Below are 16495 nucleotides of genomic sequence, written 5' to 3'. Positions count from 1 at the left end.
ATGGCCTTCCAGCTGCCATTCCGCTTCTCTTCCTCTTCGGGCTCCAAGGCGATCGACAGCCGCGCGCGCCCGTCGAAGATGATGGAGTACGACCAGCTGCTGGTGTGGGTGGTGCTCATCCTCATGCTGCTGGGGATGGTGATGGTGTATTCGGCCTCGATCTCGCTGCCCGATTCGCCCAAGTACGGCGCCTACAAGAACAACTACTTCCTGGTGCGCCAGGCCATGTTCATCGGCATCTCGGTGCTGGTCGGGCTGATCACGTTCCGGGTCCCGATCGCGCTCTGGCAGCGCGGGGCGCCCTATCTGTTCATCGCCACGCTGGTGCTGCTGGTGGCCGTGCTGATACCCGGCCTGGGTTCGGTGGTGAACGGCGGGCGGCGCTGGCTCAATCTGGTGTTTTTCAAGTTCCAGCCGTCCGAGATGATGAAGGTGGTGATCGTGCTGTACGCGGCCGACTACACCGTGCGCAAGCAGGAGTACATGCACAAGCTGACCAAGGGCTTCATGCCGATGGCGCTGGCGGTCAGCTTCGTCGGCCTGCTGCTGCTGCTCGAACCCGACCTGGGCGCCTTCGGCGTCATCGTCTGCATCGCCATGGGCATCCTGTTCCTGGGCGGGATCAATGCGATCTGGTTCGGCGGCATCGGCGCCATGCTGGTGACGATCTTCGTCTCCATCATCGCGCTGTCGAAATTCCGGCGCGACCGCTTCTTCGCCTACCTCAATCCCTGGGAAGAGGAGAACGCACTGAACAAGGCATACCAGCTGACGCACTCGCTGATCGCTTTCGGGCGCGGCGAGCTTTTCGGCGTTGGCCTGGGCGGCAGCCTGGAAAAGCTGCACTACCTGCCGGAGGCGCACACCGACTTCCTGCTGGCGGTGATCGGCGAGGAACTGGGCCTGGCCGGCGTGCTGTGCGTGGTGGCCATGTTCTACTGGCTGGTCAAGCGCGCCTTCGACATCGGGCGCCAGGCCATCGCCATCGACCAGACCTTCGCCGGCCTCGCGGCCAAGGGCATCGGCATCTGGATCGGCGTGCAGACTTTCATCAACATGGGCGTGAACCTCGGCCTGCTGCCGACCAAGGGCCTGACCCTGCCGCTGATGAGCTACGGCGGCACGGGCATTCTGATTAACTGCATCGGACTCGCGATCCTGCTCCGGATCGACTACGAGAACCGGGTCCTGATGCGCGGCGGTAGAGTATGAAACGACTAATGATCATGGCGGCCGGCACCGGCGGCCACATCTTCCCCGGCCTGGCGATCGCGCAGACCATGCGCGCGCGCGGCTGGGAAGTGAGCTGGCTGGGCACGAGCCACGGCATGGAGCGGGAACTGGTGCCCAAACAAGGCATCGCGATGGACACCATCGAGTTTTCCGGCATGCGCGGCAAGGGCCTCAAGCACAGCGTCGGCGGCGCCGTGAAAATGCTGGGCGCTTTCGCCGACTGCTTCCGCTTCCTCGGCCGCCGCAAGCCGGACGCGGTGCTCGGCATGGGCGGCTACGTCACCGTGCCGGGCGGCCTGATGGCGCGCCTGCGCGGCGTGCCCATCGTGCTGGTGAACGCGGACGCGGCGCTGCTGCTGTCGAATAAGACGCTGGCGCCATTCGCCGGCAAGGTCTGCTTCGGCTTCCCGGCGGACTTCGGCGGCGCGGCCGGCAAAGCCATCGTCACCGGCAATCCGGTGCGCCAGGAGATCCTGGACCTGGCCGGGCCGCAGGCGCGCTTCGACGGCCGCGACGGCGCCTTGCGCGTGCTCGTGGTCGGCGGCAGCCTGGGCGCGAAAGCGCTGAACGACAACCTGCCCGCCGCGCTGGCGCTGATACCCGAGGCGCAGCGCCCGCTGGTCACGCACCAGTCGGGAAAAAAGAATATCGATGCCCTGCGCGCCGGCTACGCGGAACTGGGCGTGCAGGCCAATGTGGTCGATTTCATCGACGACATGGCGCGCGCCTACGCCGAGGCGGACCTGGTGATCTGCCGCGCCGGCGCCATCACCGTGTCCGAACTGACGGCGGCCGGCGTGGCGAGCGTGCTGGTGCCGCTGGTGGCGTCGACCACCAGCCACCAGCGCGACAACGCGCAATGGATGGCCGGCCAGAACGCCTCCATCCACATGCCGCAGACGGAAATGAATCCGCGCAGCCTGGCCACGCTGCTGGAAACGCTGACGCGCGGCGCATGCCTGACCATGGCCATGGCCGCCCGCAAGGCGGGCAAACGCGACGCGAACCACGCGATCGCACAAGTACTGGAACAGATTGTGGAACAGAAACCATGAAGCATAAAGTAAAGAACATACACTTCGTCGGCATCGGCGGCAGCGGCATGAGCGGCATCGCCGAGGTGCTGCTGACGCTGGGCTACAACGTCAGCGGCTCGGACCTGGGCGCCAACGCCGTTACCCAGCGCCTGATCGACATGGGCGCCACGGTGCACCAGGGCCACGCCGAAAGCCACATCGGCAATGCCGACGCGGTGGTCACGTCGACCGCCGTCAAGGCGGACAACCCGGAAGTGGTGGCCGCGCGCGCGCGCAAGATCCCCATCGTCCCGCGCGCGGTGATGCTGGGTGAGCTGATGCGTCTGAAGCGCGGCATCGCCATCGCCGGCACGCACGGCAAGACCACCACGACCAGCCTGGTGGCGTCCGTGCTGGCGCAAGGCGGCCTGGATCCGACCTTCGTCATCGGCGGCCGCCTGACGGCCGCCGGCGCCAACGCCAAGCTGGGTACCGGCGACTATCTGGTGGCCGAAGCCGACGAATCCGACGCGTCCTTCCTGAACCTGACGCCGATGATCGAAGTGATCACCAACATCGACGCCGACCATATGGAAACGTATGAGCACGACTTCGAAAAGCTGAAGCAGGCCTTCGTCAACTTCACGCACCGCCTGCCGTTCTACGGCCGCGCCATGCTGTGCATCGACGACGAGCATGTGCGCAGCATCATCCCGCATGTGACCAAACCGATCACCACCTACGGTTTCCACGAAGACGCCGAAGTGCGCGCCGTGAACGCGCGCGCCGCCGGCCTGCAGATGCACTTCACCGTGCTGCAGGAAGGCTATCCGGACCTGGACGTGGTGCTGAACCAGCCTGGCATGCACAACGTGCAGAACGCCTGTTCGGCGGTCGCCATCGCGCGGGAAATCGGCATCGAGGACAGCGCGACCCAGGCCGGCCTGGCGGGCTTCGCCGGCGTGGGCCGCCGCTTCACCCGCTACGGCGAGGTTGCCGCAGCCGCTGGCGGCACGTTCGCGCTGGTCGACGATTTCGGCCATCACCCGGTTGAAACGGAAGTCACCGTGGCCGCAGCGCGCGCCGCTTATCCCGGCCGCCGGCTGGTGCTGGCATTCCAGCCGCACCGCTACAGCCGCACGCGCGACCTGTTCGAGGACTTCGCCCGCGTGCTCTCCACCGTGGACGTGCTGGTGCTGGCCGACGTGTACGCGGCCGGCGAGCAGCCCATCGTGGCGGCCGACGGCCGCTCGCTGGCGCATGCGATCCGCGCGCGCGGCAAGGTCGAGCCGGTGTTTGTGGAGAATATCGCCGACATGCCGGAAACGATCATGAACGTGGTGCGCGACGGCGACGTCGTGCTCACGATGGGGGCGGGCTCGATCAGCGGCGTCCCTGCGAAACTGACTACTTATAAGGTCTGATAACGTGGCCGATACCATTCAATTCCTCTCCGCGCAAGAAGCGCAGGCCTTCGGCAAGGTGGGCGTGCTGTTCGGCGGCCGCTCGGCCGAGCGCGACGTCTCCCTCATGTCCGGCGCCGGCGTGCTGGCCGCGCTGCAAAGCCAGGGCATCGCCGCCCACGCCTTCGATCCGGGCCAGCGCACGCTGGCTGAACTGGCGGCCGAACAATTCGACCGCGTCTTTATTGCGCTGCACGGCCGCTTCGGCGAAGACGGCAGCCTGCAGGGCGCGCTGGAACTGCTGGGCATCCCCTACACCGGCAGCGGCGTGATGGCCAGTTCGGTGGGCATGGACAAGATCACCACCAAGATCCTGTGGCTGGCGGAAAACCTGCCGACGCCGAAGTACGCGGTGCTGAACGCGGACTCGGACCTCGATCAAGTGGCGGCCGACCTGGGCCTGCCGCTGATCGTCAAGCCGCCGCACGAAGGCTCGACCATCGGCATCACGAAGGTGGAGCAGGGCGCCGATTTCAAGGCCGCCTACGACATCGCCGCCGCGCTGGACGACTCGGTGCTGGCCGAGGAATTCGTCGCTGGCCGCGAGTTCACCGTCGCGGTACTGGGCAGCGGCGCCGCCGCGCGCGCGCTGCCGGTGGTGGAGATCGTGGCGCCGGAAGGCAATTACGACTACCAGAACAAATACTTCACCGACGATACCCGGTATTTCTGCCCGGCGCTGCTGGACCAGGCGATTACTGATGAAATGCAGCGCATCGCCGTGCAGGCCTACCGCTCGCTCGGTTGCCAGGGCTGGGGGCGGGTCGACGTGCTGCTGCGCGCGGCCGACAGCAAGTCCTTCCTGCTGGAGGTAAACACCTCGCCGGGCATGACCAGCCACTCGCTGGTGCCGATGGCGGCGCGCGCCGAGGGCATCAGCTACGAAGCGCTGTGCGTCGAGATCCTGCGTTCGGCCAGCTTGAAACTGGCTAAACCTTAGTTGAAGGGGTAAGCACGATGTGGCAAGACGCGAAAGCCTTGAATGCAACCGCCAGCGGCATTTATGCCGCGGTGGCGCTGGCTTGCGCGGCCACCGGCGTGTGGTGGGTGTCGCAGCGGCCGATGTTCGACCTGCGCAGCATCAGCGTTGAAACGATGGACCGGTCGGACCTGCGCCATGTGAACCAGCTGACGCTGCATGCCAGCACGGCCGGCCGCATCAAGGGCAATTTTTTCACCACCAACCTGGACTCGGTCCGGCTGGCGTTCGAATCGGTGCCGTGGGTGCGCCGCGCAACGGTACGCCGCGAATGGCCGGACCAGCTCATCGTGGCGCTGGAAGAACATGAGGCGCTCGGGACCTGGGGCGAGGATGGCCGCCTGCTGTCGACCAAGGGCGACGTGTTTACCGCCAACCTGGCCGAGGCGGAGGAAGACCATGAGCTGCCCGCCTTTTCCGGTCCGGAAGGCAGCGAGAAGGAAGTGCTGTCGCGCTTCGGCGAGCTGAAGGCGTGGTTCGCTCCGGCCAGGCTGGAGCCGCAGGCGCTGGACCTGTCGGGCCGCTACGCGTGGACCGTGAAGCTGGACAACGGCATGAGCGTGGAGCTGGGACGCGAGCAATCGAAGTCCATGCTGAAGGAACGGGTCGACCGGCTGGTGGGCATCTGGCCCCAGCTGGCGAACCGGGTGCAGAACATCGAAACGATAGACATGCGGTACCAGAACGGATTGGCGCTCAGCGCGGCGGGCTTGAAGATCCCGCCCGAGGGTAAAAAAGCGAAATAAGACCGAACACTTTACAGCATACGAAAAGCAGGCAAAACAGATGACAAAAGATGCGAAAAACCTGATCGTCGGCCTCGACATCGGCACCTCGAAAGTGGTGGCCGTGGTGGCCGAGGTGATGGGCGACGGCCGCCACGAAGTGATCGGGCTGGGGCAGCACGAGTCGAAGGGGCTGAAGAAGGGCGTGGTGGTCAACATCGAGGCGACCGTCGAGTCCATCCAGCGCGCGCTCGAAGAGGCAGAGCTGATGGCCGACTGCAAGATCCGCAACGTTTACGCCGGCATCGCTGGCAGCCATATCCGCTCCTTCAATTCGAGCGGCATGGTGGCCATCAAGGACAAGGAAGTGACGGCCACCGACGTGGCGCGCGTCATCGAAACGGCGAAAGCGGTTAACATCCCGACCGACCAGCAATTGCTGCATACGGTGCCGCAGGAATTCATCGTCGACAGCCAGGAAGATGTGCGCGAGCCGATCGGCATGAGCGGCATCCGGCTGGAGGTGAAGGTGCACATCGTCACCGGCGCCGTGAGCGCGGTGCAGAACATCGTCAAGTGCGTGCGCCGCTGCGGCCTGGAAGTGTCCGACCTGATCCTGCAGCCGATGGCCTCGGCCGACGCGGTGCTGACGCCGGACGAGAAGGAATTGGGCGTGGTGCTGATCGACATCGGCGGCGGCACGACCGACGTGGCCGTGTTTTCGGACGGCGCGATCCGCCACACCGCCGTGATCCCCATCGCCGGCGACCAGATCACCAACGACATCGCGATGGCGTTGCGCACCCCGACCTCGGAAGCCGAAGAGATCAAGATCCGCTATGGCGTGGCCAAGCAGGTATTGGCCGACCCGGGCGAGCACCTGGAAGTGCCGGGCCTGGGCGACCGCGGCCCGCGCAACCTGTCGCGCCAGGCGCTGGCGGCCGTGATCGAGCCGCGCGTCGAAGAGCTGTTCGCCATGGTGCACCAGGTGGTGCGCGAATCGGGCTACGAAGGCGTGCTCTCGTCGGGCATCGTGCTCACCGGCGGCACCTCCATCATGCCCGGCATGGTGGAAATGGCGGAAGACATATTCCTGAAACCGGCGCGCCTCGGCACGCCGGACTATCGAGGCCAGCTGGCCGACGTGGTGCGCAGTCCGCGCTACGCCACCGTGCTCGGCCTGTTGTTGGAAGCGAAAAAACAGTACCTGCGCGGCCATATCGTTACGCGCCAGGATGGATCGGTGAAGGCGGTGTGGCAGCGCATGAAGGAATGGTTCCTCGGTAATTTCTGAAGTGGATTTCTGAAGTTCGTGGTCTAAAATATTTTTTAATTGAAACCGCAATTTTCAATCCCCAGCTCTCCTAACGATATGAGGACTGGCGATTGAAAACGGCACAAGATAGGAGCACATCATGGAGTTTGATATGGTCGATAACGCAGCTTTGGGCACCGTCATCAAGGTCGTCGGCGTCGGTGGGGCAGGTGGCAATGCAGTTCAGCACATGATCAACAAGGGCATGAGCGGCGTGGAATTCATCGCCGCCAACACCGACGCGCAGGCGTTGTCGACCTCGAAGGCCGGCAACATCATCCAGATCGGCGAGACCGGCCTGGGCGCGGGCATGAAGCCCGACGTGGGCCGCAAGCTGGCCGAGGAATCGCGCGCGCGCATTGAAGACGCGCTGCGCGGCGCGCACATGGTGTTCATCGCCGCCGGCATGGGCGGCGGCACCGGCACCGGCGCCGCACCCATCGTGGCCGAAGTGGCCAAGGCGATGGGCGCGCTGACCGTGGCCGTGGTCTCCAAGCCGTTCTCGCACGAAGGCCAGAAGTGCATGGACATCGCCGACGAAGGCCTGGAGCAGCTGTCGCAGAACGTCGACTCGCTGATCGTGATCCTGAACGAGAAGCTGGAAGAGATCTACGAGGACGAATCGCTGATCGAATGGCTGCAGCACGCCGACGACGTCCTGAACAACGCTGTCGCCGGTATCGCCGAGATCATCAACGTGCCCGGCCACATCAACGTCGACTTCAACGACGTCAAGACCATCATGGGCGAGCAGGGCAAGGCCATGATGGGCACGGCGACCGCATCGGGCGTGGACCGCGCCCGCATCGCCGCCGAGCAGGCCGTGGCCTCGCCGCTGCTGGACGGCGTGGACCTGTCCGGCGCGCGCGGCGTGCTGGTCAACGTGACCGCCTCGCGCGGCCTGAAGGGCAAGGAGATCAAGGAAGTCATGGCCGCCGTGCGCGCCTTCGCCGCGCCGGACGCGTCGATCGCACAAGGTATCGCCTACGACGACGACATGGGCGATTCCATCCGCGTCACCGTGGTTGCCACCGGCCTGGGTAAAACCAAGAAGCACGTGCAGCTGGTACAGCAGCCGATGCTGCGCACCGGCACCCACAACGGCCCGCTGACGCAGGCGGCAATGGGCGGCGGCGCGGTCACCTCGTCGGTGACGATGGGCGGCGCGGGCGGCGGCATTTCGGGCGGCGGCGCGCAAGCGTTCGACGGCATGAAGGCGCCGGCCGTATGGCGCCGCGAATCGGCTTCCGAGCAGGTGCGCGCGATGGAAAAGAACGGCATGGAGACCTACGACATTCCAGCCTTCCTGCGCAAGCAAGCCGACTAAGGCGGCGTCCGACGCATCCTGCTAACCTCTGGCATACTGTTAGTTCGTGCCAGAGGCATGCCGCGCCCAGCGCGGCTTTTTTTCAACCCTACAAAAGGAGTCCAGACTATGACCATCAAGATTGGCGACAAACTGCCGGAAGGCACCCTGTCCGAATTCGTCGAAACCGAAACCGAAGGCTGCTCGCTCGGCCCGAACACGTTCAAAGTCGAAGACCTGGTCAAGGGCAAGAAGATCGCGATCTTCGGCCTGCCAGGCGCCTACACCCCAACCTGCTCGGCGCAGCACGTGCCGGGCTACGTCCAGCACGCCGCCGAGCTGAAAGCCAAGGGCGTGGACGAGATCTGGTGCATCAGCGTGAACGACGCCTTCGTCATGGGCGCCTGGGGCCGCGACCAGAAAGCCACCGGCACCGTGCGCATGATGGCTGACGGCAACGCCGCCTACTCCAAGGCCTTGGGCCTGGACGCCGACTTCAGCAAGTTCGGCATGGGCACCCGCTCGCAGCGCTACTCGATGCTGGTCGACGACGGCGTGGTCAGCCAGCTCAACATCGAGCAGGGCGGCAAGTTCGAAGTGTCGAACGCGGAAACGCTGCTGGGCCAGCTGTAATCCAGTTGGTTTTTCGCAGTAAATGCAAAACGGCGCCCCGGCGCCGTTTTTCGTTATGCCGCCGCTTGCACGGCCTTGCGGCTGCGGCGCTTGGGCGCCAGCATGACGCCGGTGCAGGACGGGGCGCCGCAGTAGCAGGCGAAGGCGCGCTTGATGGCGGGGGTGTGGCGCGCTTCGTAGATCAGCGCGTAATTGTAGTTCAGCTCTTCGCCGGCCTCGATGTGGTGCAGCGAATAGATGAAGACCTTGCCGTCCTCCTCGTAGGCTTCGCAGTTCGGCTCGCACGCGTGGTTGATCCAGCGCGAATCGTTGCCGCCGCTGCCGCCGTCGATCAGGCTGCCGTCGGCCAGGCTGAAGAAGAAGGTGTGGTTGACCGGTCCGCCGCCCGCTTCCTGGCGCCGCGCCGATTCGTCGCTGCTGATGCGCTCGCCGGTGTACTCGATGATGCGCGTGCCCGGCGCAATATCCTCGCGCGCGAACACGCCCCGGCCGTGGATGGGGGATTCCTTGACGATGTAGAGCGGGGTGTCGATGGTCGTAGTCATGGGCGCAATATTACCGCGACTTTGAGCCCGCATTGAATTAACGCGTAATCGTGCCTTGCTGACTTCGCTCAAGATGCTGCTCCGCGGCAACGCCTATCGTAGCTGTATGAACCGACGCGACTTCCAGCAACTGTCCCGCATGCGCATCCGCGAAGCCAAGGTGCTGCTCGACGCAGGCTTCTACGGCGGCAGCTACTACCTTGCCGGCTATGCCGTCGAATGCGCTTTAAAGGCCATTATTTCCAGACGTACTCAGCGGCATGACTTTCCCGACAAGGCGTTTGCCAATCTGGTCCACACACACAAGCTGGGTCAGTTGCTGATCACTGCCGGGTTGAAAGAGGATATGTTGGGCGAGTCGGAAGTTTCCAAATTGCGCAACAACTGGAAAGCGGCATTGGCATGGAGCGAGGAGGCGAGATATAGTTTAGACCTGACGGAGTCCGCTGCCCGGCAGCTTTACGCGGCGTGCGCGGACAAGCAAACTGGAGTCTTGCGATGGCTGAGGACTATGTGGTGACGCGGGAGCTAAGCCGCGAAATGAAAGAGTTGGGCGCACGGCTGATTGAACAACTCGACAAGACCGGCGTGCCAGTCAAAGCTGCCTATTGGCGCTTCGATTACGGGGGGCACTGCTGGGAACTATCCTTGGTCTATCCCGGCGACTGGGATCGTGATGTTCCGGATGCACACTTCCGAATATCCGCCATCGAAGCTGCGCTCAAGGATGAAGGCTTGGACACGGAAGACCTTGACTACCGCCTAGTCAACGAGGACAGCGCTGCATACCGGAAGTTGCTTACAGACGTTAATTTTTTCCGCAAACCGGGAATGCCACCGCCTCCGCCGCGTCCGCGGCTCGGCCGCCAATACGGCATGGACGCGCACATCTATCGCATCTGAACGAATTAAGAGCGGCTACAGCCAGCCCTCGTCATCGAGCACCATCTTCTTGAAATAGTCGATGTTGGCGCGGGTGGCGAACAGGGCGGAGGGGATGAAAAAGACCAGCGCGGAGAACATCACGCTGTGCAGGCCGGCGGCGCCAAGCAGCAGGCGCACGCCGGCGGTCAGCACCAACGCGACGATGCACAGCGCGACCGCCTTGCGGGCCATGCCCTTGGCCACGTAGTAGAAGGGCCCGAACAGGAAGGCCCAGGGATTGAACAGCACCAGCGCGCGCTCGGCCAGGGTCAGCTCTATCGATTGCGGCAGGTCGACGCCGCCGGCTTTCTGCAACGCGGCGAAGCAAGTCTTCCAGCCCTCGGACAGGCCGGGCAGCGCGATGGCCGTGGCCGCCACGTCGGCGCCGCAGTTGAAGCAGAAGTGGGCGGTGGACGAGGCCTGGGATCCGCATTGCTGGCAGAACGGCATTTCTTTCCTTGCTGGGCTGGTTCGATGAGGGATTGCCTAAATGATAGCGCCCCGCCAAGCCGCACAAACACGCGCTTTGTCACACTGGCGCGCTTTTGCCGCGATATCGGGGCCAATAGCGTGCGTAAACACAACAGTTGCTATAATGGGCCGCTCCCGCACCATGCCCCGACCAGGAGCCGTTTCTGACACCGCAAGCCGAAAACCTCCGCAGCATCTACGCCATGCTGATCGCCGTCGCCATGTTCGCGCTGATGGACACGGCCATGAAATTGCTGGCGGCCCACTATCCGGCGATGCAGGTGACCGCGCTGCGTTCGCTGTCCTCGCTGCCGCTGCTGTGCGGCTACATCGCTTACCGCCGCAAATTCGCCGGCCTGTTCAAGGTGCGCTGGCCGCTCCAGCTGCTGCGCGGCGCGCTCGGCATCGGCATGCTGACCTTGTTCGCCTATGCGCTGAAAAGCCTGCCGCTGGCCGACACCTATTCGATCTTCTTTATCGCGCCGGCGCTGATCACGGCGCTGTCGGTATTCATCCTGAAGGAAAAAGTGGACGCGATGCAGTGGGCCGCCATCGTGGTCGGCCTGGTGGGCGTGCTGGTGGTGCTGCGTCCGGATGGCGGCAGCTTCATCTCGCTGGCCGGCCTCGCCGTGCTGGGTTCGGCCGTTTGCTATGCCGTGTCCGCCATCGCCAGCCGTATCCTGAGCCGCAGCGATGCCAGCGAGCACATCATGTTCTGGCTGCTGGTGATGATGGGCGTGGGCTCGGTGGCGCTGTGCTGGCAGACCTGGGTGCCGATCCGGCGCGAGGACTGGCTGGTCATCGCCGGCCTGGCGCTGAGCGGCTTCTTCGGCCAGCTCGCCATCACCATCGCCTTCAGCATGGGCAAGGCGTCCACCGTGGCGCCGTTCGAGTACTCGGCGCTGGCCTGGGGCGTGGCCATCGACTGGCTGCTGTGGCAGACGCTGCCGGATGCCTACACCTTGCTGGGCGCGGCCATCATCATCGGCAGCGGCATCTACCTGGTGCGGCGCGAGGCGGTGCACGCCGAGAGCGAGCATCCCTGAGATCAAGACAATCATGCTGCGTAGACAGTTTGATTGTAGGGTAGTCCGAACAGCTCAGTAGATCAATGAGATGTCTATTACTATTGTCTGCAATACCCAGCAGAATCTGCTCAGGTTACGCGGCTAATGCAGTCTTCAATCGCTGTGGCGTCAGCATTATTTCTGTTTGCGCCGCGCGCAGCAAGCCTTTTCTTGACCGTCGGTCGGTGTTGAAACCAGCTTTAGCTGCAAAACAATCGTCAATACGGGTTCTCAGCCCAGTCCATAGGACATTCTCACGATAGCAAGAAGGCCCGCTATATGTAAGCGGACAGGCTAATAGCCGCGTTGGCGTAGCGGGGCACCATCGGCAAGCACTGAATGTGCCCGACCATTTCCACTCAAACGATGGTCAGTCTATATGCCCTGCCATTGGTGCCAGCGAATGTTTCGGGTTGACCATGTCGTCCAGACGTTGCTGAACATGTCGTCTTTTTTCTGCCCGACGGGCCTTCAGCGACATTCAAGTCTGTGACATACGCAAGAAATACCAAGATTATGACGAAGCTTGCGAATTCAGATAGCTAATTTTATCACTTTCGCAAGAAAATTAAGCGGTATCAACTCGTTGAGGGCGGTTAAAGTAGATGCGTGACCTAGTCATGAATAATTGACAAACCCTTTACTTGGCCTTTTAATTTCTCTAGCGCTGAAATGTCTATGTTATTTGCAATTAAGGTATGAAGATTTTTTAGCTGTAAAATCGGTGATAAATTTCTTATTTTTGTTCCGCTTATATCCAAACGCTCAAGTTGGGTAATGTTTGCAATTTTCGAAATGTCGGTGATGTGTGTTTCACTTATAGTGAGGTCGGTAAGGTTTTTCATTTCGATTAATGCGGAAACGTCAGTAATCTTCGTCTCTGATACGTCAAGCCTACGTATTTTATCAAGCTTCGACAACGCCGAGAGATCCTTAATTTTCGTCTTTCCTGCATATAAGAACGTTAGATGATCCAAATTTTTTAGAGCGTCTAGGTCTTCTATTTCAGTGTTAGAAACATTTAATAATATTAAAGATTTTATTTTTCCTAAACCTTCAATTATCCTTACTTTCGTATTCGAAATATTCAGAGATGCTAACTTTCGGAGCGTTGAAAGTGGATTGACGTCTTCGACCATTGTGTTGCTAATATTCAAATCGAATAAGGATGGGAGATGACCCAAAGCTGAAATATTTTTTATCGAAGTCCTTGATAAATTCAAATCTACCAAATTCGACAAAGACTTAAATTCTGTTAATCTAGAGAGATTGGTCGATGATAGATCTAAATATATCAATTCTTTAAGTGTAGATATCGATTTTAATCGAGAGAGAAGTGACCCGTGCAGTGCTAAATATGTCAAGCTAGACATTCTGCTTATAAATGAAATTTCCTCCAGTGGGTAACCATCTATTTCGAGCAATTGAAGATTTTTAAAATCAGAAATATTTAGCATCTCCGGATAGTTCTTGCACTTAATAACCAAGCCTAGCGTTTCCGTCGGAACCACTGAATCAATTTTTTTGAGGCTATCGGCTGCTATGTTCGGCCTGCCGATAATTTCTGACCTATCGCTAAATATGTAAAAGAAGTTTGACGATTGAACGGCCTTCAGAGGGAGTTTGTCGTGTGCAAACCATGGCTCCGCCCAAACCGTAATGGCTGAAGGCATGCAGAACGACGCAAGCTTCTCTTTATTTTTTTTGTTTAGATGAACGTGCCGATTCGATAAAATTCCGGCACTTAAGCTTATTATATTTTCATCTTCGGATTGTAAAACAACTTCGCCGAAGATAATATCAATTAGGTGATCGCACCATGCAGTTCCTCTCTCAGCTGAAATGAGTTCAAGAAGGTATATAAAAACCTCTCGCCAAAGCGGATGGCGTGACCAAATTTTCAACTGCTCTGGGTTTATTGTTTTTGAATTGCTGCCGTCATCTTTGATAAAAAGTGGATTAATAATCTGCGTCGCGATATATCTAGCGCAAAAGTATTCTTGGAAGCTTAAGTGAACGAACGCGTAGAGTTTTTCGCCCTTCGGCAAAAGAAGACCACTGCGCCTCGCAACCCATTCTAAAAAGTTCTTTGATATCACTTCTGGATTTTTGACCTCTGATACTCGCATTGCATGCTGAATCCATGAGATAACTTTTTTTTCATTAATTAGAACACCTGATTTGCTTTCCTTTCCTTTCGCAAATCGCTCGATTTGCATCTGGAATCCAACGTAGGCGATCCAGCTTTCTCTTATTTCCCAACTGTAGGGGGCTAGAACGTCGCCATTTTGGATTTTTCTATGCTGGTCAATTGTGTTGATGTAAGCATTGGCTATTTCCTTATAGAGTAACGCCTTCCCGTCCGGTAGATTGGCTCTCTCTCGATGAACAATGGCCATAAGGCTAAGTAAATTCGGAGTTCGCGAAAGTTCTTGCGTCACTTCCGATTGCCCCAAAGCGGACAGTAAATCTTCCGTCTTCGTCAGGCTTTCGAGTTCGCTTCCACTGCGTTGAAGATACCAATTTTTTACGAACGTACGAACGCGCGTCGGATCAAAAGGCATTATGTAAGCGACTGTTGCCCATTTTCCACTGCTGGAGATACCATGTGTCGAGATGTCTACTAGCTCTTTAATGGTATATTCTCTCACTACCTTCAGTGAAGGTGAGGATTGATCGTCTAAACTTTGCCCCTTAAGAATATCTTTAAGAAGAATTTTTTTGCTTTGCCCCGAGCTTCTTGCCGGTGGGATATGGACTGGATAATCTTCATATCCCACACTACGCGATGTGGCTAGAAGCCGGGCTTTTCCAATTGAAACTTGGTGTATCCAAGATGCGACTGTCTTGCGATTAACTGCGGGAATTTCATCTATTCCATCCAATATTAAAACATAGTCGTCTTTTTTTACAAGAGAAAGAATGCTATCTTTCATCTCCGTAGTTACTCTGTCGCCTAAGTATCTATTTACCACGTGCATGGCAAGGTCGGAGATGGTGGTTTGTGGCGAAAATAGTTTTGAATCCATTTCTCGCAGAACACAAGGGATAGGGAGCTTGTTGTGCAAGTATTCTGGCAAAGGAGTTGATATTCCAGATGAGAGGCGCCATGAGAGCCAATTGGCCAGCATCGTTTTCCCTGATCCTGGGTCGCCAAGGAGAACTAAACAATTCGCGGCCTTCATTGCCTCAAAGAGCGTGTCCCCTTCTGGCCACGTTTCAGGCGCACTGGTCGGGCTCACCGATATGTCACTCAGAAGTGGTTGTACAAATAGGCTTTCTATGCGCACCGGAGGAAGGTCGCGCATGTTTGGCAGGGCAAGTGTGTCAACAATGCCATGACGGCGCCTTATCTCACCTAAATATGGTCTTAATGCAATGTTATCCCACATAGAAGTTGCAGGAACTGAAGTGGCTTTTTTCATACGTGTACGTTTAAAAGTGGCGAAAAGTCAGCAGCTGTTAATTGATCACTATATTCCGCAATTAAAGTGCTAATCCAAAATATGTTTACATCGCCGGGGTTTGGATATGAAGACGAAAAAATGGCACGGCTTGTTGTTTGATCATAGCCTGAAACTGAACGAGTTAGCCTCAAAGAAAGCATCCAATCAGAACTGGCATCAGAACTGTCGCCATTGCACCAACTACGGATTTTCTCCCAGAAGTCGGGATTAAATTGCCATCTTTCCCATAAATCGCGATGAAATTGGTGTATATAGCACACTATTAGAACTCTTACTGCCCAAATCTTTTCCTGCTCAACTCCGTTGATCGGGAATGGAATTTTTTCAGCAAAATTATGCCACTGATTCGATAGCGCTTTCAATCGACGCGGATTAGGTGGGAGGCAGTTATTTGTTTTTACTGCAAGAGTGAGCGCCTGTTGATGATCTGTGTCGGATATTAATTTTGCGAATAACGATAGGGTGGATTTTGGAAGTGGAATCCTGTAAATATCACTACAAATTTTTTCCAAATAGTGGCTGGCTCTAAGCTGATTGGCTCTTAATTTTGCATCTTCCGTCGAGTCTAGATTTAGCCCTGAAATTTCATCTTTAATTGCATCTACCAAAATTCTTTCATTCATTCCCAATACGAATACGCATCGAGGTATGCATAAGTATATTTTAAGGGCTTCCAAAAGTCTGACCGCAGATTTTGGATTGCATCTATCAAGATCGTCGATGAAAATAACTGCTCTGGAATTTTTTTGTGGCAGTAGGTGCTTTATGGTCTCCGAAAGATGCTCGCGTAAGGAGTTTACTTGTAACGAGGTTTCAAAGTGATCGCGTTCCCACTGCTCACCTCGTTTTTCTAACTTTTCAACACTAGGTAGGCCTTCTATACTTAAAACTTTCGCTATGTCAGATAGTCCATCGAGGATCCCATAAGCGGTAACGGTGCCCAGCCTTTTTAAATTCTCCGCTACACTTCTCGCTAGAGTCATTTGACGACGCATCTCATGCAATAGCGGTACGACTGGGACTGGTTCGTTCTGATAACGCCACGCGTCGAACCAGACAGTTATTATTTCTGTCTGAAGTAGCTTTTTTGCAGCAGCGTTTGGGGCTGTATTGCGATTGTGATTTACTGAGGAGTCAGACGGCATATCGCCGCCAAGCGCGCACTGAACTTGTCGCATGAAACTCGTCTTGCCACTTCCCCAGTCGCCGTGAATCCCTAGTACGTGCGGTGTTGCGCAGGTACGAAGTCTTGTAGTCATGCGTTCGATCTCTGCAGCCCATCCTAGGTGGTCGCCAGTTGTTGGAAGGTCGTTGTGAAGAAGTGATGCTTTTTTGGGACCGGCCATGGCGT

15 protein-coding genes are annotated in these 16495 nt (G+C 58.2%); 11 read left to right on the top strand and 4 right to left on the bottom strand.

The features are described 5' to 3' along the window. From ftsW to ACSQ8Y_RS19150, 8 genes are all read left to right on the top strand, one after another. The gene (ftsW, locus tag ACSQ8Y_RS19185; protein WP_436268030.1) at window positions 1-1212 is read left to right on the top strand and encodes a putative lipid II flippase FtsW; all 1212 of its coding nucleotides are present in this window, start codon (window positions 1-3) and stop codon (window positions 1210-1212) included. Beyond that, window positions 1209-2288, top strand: a complete 1080-nt coding sequence (gene murG / locus ACSQ8Y_RS19180; protein WP_436268029.1) for an undecaprenyldiphospho-muramoylpentapeptide beta-N-acetylglucosaminyltransferase — start codon at window positions 1209-1211, stop codon at window positions 2286-2288. Before ftsW ends, murG begins: the two co-directional genes overlap by 4 nt. Then, entirely contained in the window at window positions 2285-3673 is a 1389-nt protein-coding gene (gene murC, locus ACSQ8Y_RS19175) for a UDP-N-acetylmuramate--L-alanine ligase (RefSeq protein WP_436268028.1), read from the top strand. The genes murG and murC overlap by 4 nt, the downstream gene beginning before the upstream one ends. A 4-nt stretch (window positions 3674-3677) precedes the next feature. After that, entirely contained in the window at window positions 3678-4652 is a 975-nt protein-coding gene (locus ACSQ8Y_RS19170) for a D-alanine--D-alanine ligase (protein WP_436268027.1), read from the top strand. Window positions 4653-4669: 17 nt separating this feature from the next. After that, complete coding sequence (locus ACSQ8Y_RS19165; protein WP_436268026.1) at window positions 4670-5437, top strand: cell division protein FtsQ/DivIB; 768 nt, start codon at window positions 4670-4672, stop codon at window positions 5435-5437. A 40-nt stretch (window positions 5438-5477) separates the two neighbouring features. Beyond that, window positions 5478-6710, top strand: a complete 1233-nt coding sequence (ftsA, locus tag ACSQ8Y_RS19160) for a cell division protein FtsA (protein ID WP_154375265.1) — start codon at window positions 5478-5480, stop codon at window positions 6708-6710. Between the two features lie 121 nt (window positions 6711-6831). Beyond that, window positions 6832-8058 (top strand): cell division protein FtsZ, encoded by a 1227-nt coding sequence (gene ftsZ, locus ACSQ8Y_RS19155; protein ID WP_436268025.1) that lies wholly within the window; start codon window positions 6832-6834, stop codon window positions 8056-8058. A gap of 108 nt (window positions 8059-8166) precedes the next feature. Next, window positions 8167-8670, top strand: a complete 504-nt coding sequence (locus ACSQ8Y_RS19150; protein ID WP_436268024.1) for a peroxiredoxin — start codon at window positions 8167-8169, stop codon at window positions 8668-8670. A gap of 53 nt (window positions 8671-8723) precedes the next feature. On the opposite strand, the gene ACSQ8Y_RS19145 is transcribed toward ACSQ8Y_RS19150, so the two are convergent. Next, the gene (locus tag ACSQ8Y_RS19145; protein ID WP_436268023.1) at window positions 8724-9215 is read right to left on the bottom strand and encodes an SET domain-containing protein; all 492 of its coding nucleotides are present in this window, start codon (window positions 9213-9215) and stop codon (window positions 8724-8726) included. A gap of 55 nt (window positions 9216-9270) precedes the next feature. Here ACSQ8Y_RS19145 and ACSQ8Y_RS19140 point away from each other — a divergent pair, with 55 nt between their 5' ends. After that, window positions 9271-9735, top strand: a complete 465-nt coding sequence (locus ACSQ8Y_RS19140) for a hypothetical protein (protein ID WP_436268022.1) — start codon at window positions 9271-9273, stop codon at window positions 9733-9735. Further along, window positions 9714-10118 (top strand): hypothetical protein, encoded by a 405-nt coding sequence (locus ACSQ8Y_RS19135; RefSeq protein ID WP_436268021.1) that lies wholly within the window; start codon window positions 9714-9716, stop codon window positions 10116-10118. Before ACSQ8Y_RS19140 ends, ACSQ8Y_RS19135 begins: the two co-directional genes overlap by 22 nt. Window positions 10119-10133: 15 nt before the next feature. Here the strand turns inward: ACSQ8Y_RS19135 and ACSQ8Y_RS19130 are convergent, their stop codons facing one another. Further along, on the bottom strand, window positions 10134-10589 hold the full coding sequence (locus ACSQ8Y_RS19130; RefSeq protein WP_436268020.1) for a DUF2628 domain-containing protein: 456 nt from the start codon (window positions 10587-10589) through the stop codon (window positions 10134-10136). A gap of 224 nt (window positions 10590-10813) precedes the next feature. Between ACSQ8Y_RS19130 and ACSQ8Y_RS19125 the strand changes: the two genes are divergently transcribed. Further along, a complete protein-coding gene (locus tag ACSQ8Y_RS19125; RefSeq protein ID WP_436268019.1) occupies window positions 10814-11656 on the top strand; it encodes a DMT family transporter in 843 nt (280 codons plus the stop codon). A gap of 635 nt (window positions 11657-12291) precedes the next feature. Here ACSQ8Y_RS19125 and ACSQ8Y_RS19120 read toward each other — a convergent pair. Then, window positions 12292-15102 carry an NACHT domain-containing protein gene (locus ACSQ8Y_RS19120; protein WP_436268018.1) on the bottom strand — a complete coding sequence of 937 codons (2811 nt, stop codon included), beginning with the start codon at window positions 15100-15102 and terminating at the stop codon, window positions 12292-12294. Then, entirely contained in the window at window positions 15099-16490 is a 1392-nt protein-coding gene (locus ACSQ8Y_RS19115) for a KAP family P-loop NTPase fold protein (protein ID WP_436268017.1), read from the bottom strand. Before ACSQ8Y_RS19115 ends, ACSQ8Y_RS19120 begins: the two co-directional genes overlap by 4 nt. Between the last annotated feature and the right edge of the window lie 5 nt (window positions 16491-16495).

The sequence above is a fragment of the Pseudoduganella sp. LjRoot289 genome, assembly GCF_964252925.1.
GTDB lineage: Bacteria > Pseudomonadota > Gammaproteobacteria > Burkholderiales > Burkholderiaceae_D > Rugamonas.
Note: the sequence above shows the minus strand (reverse complement) of the source record. Positions and strands in the feature narration are given on the sequence as shown.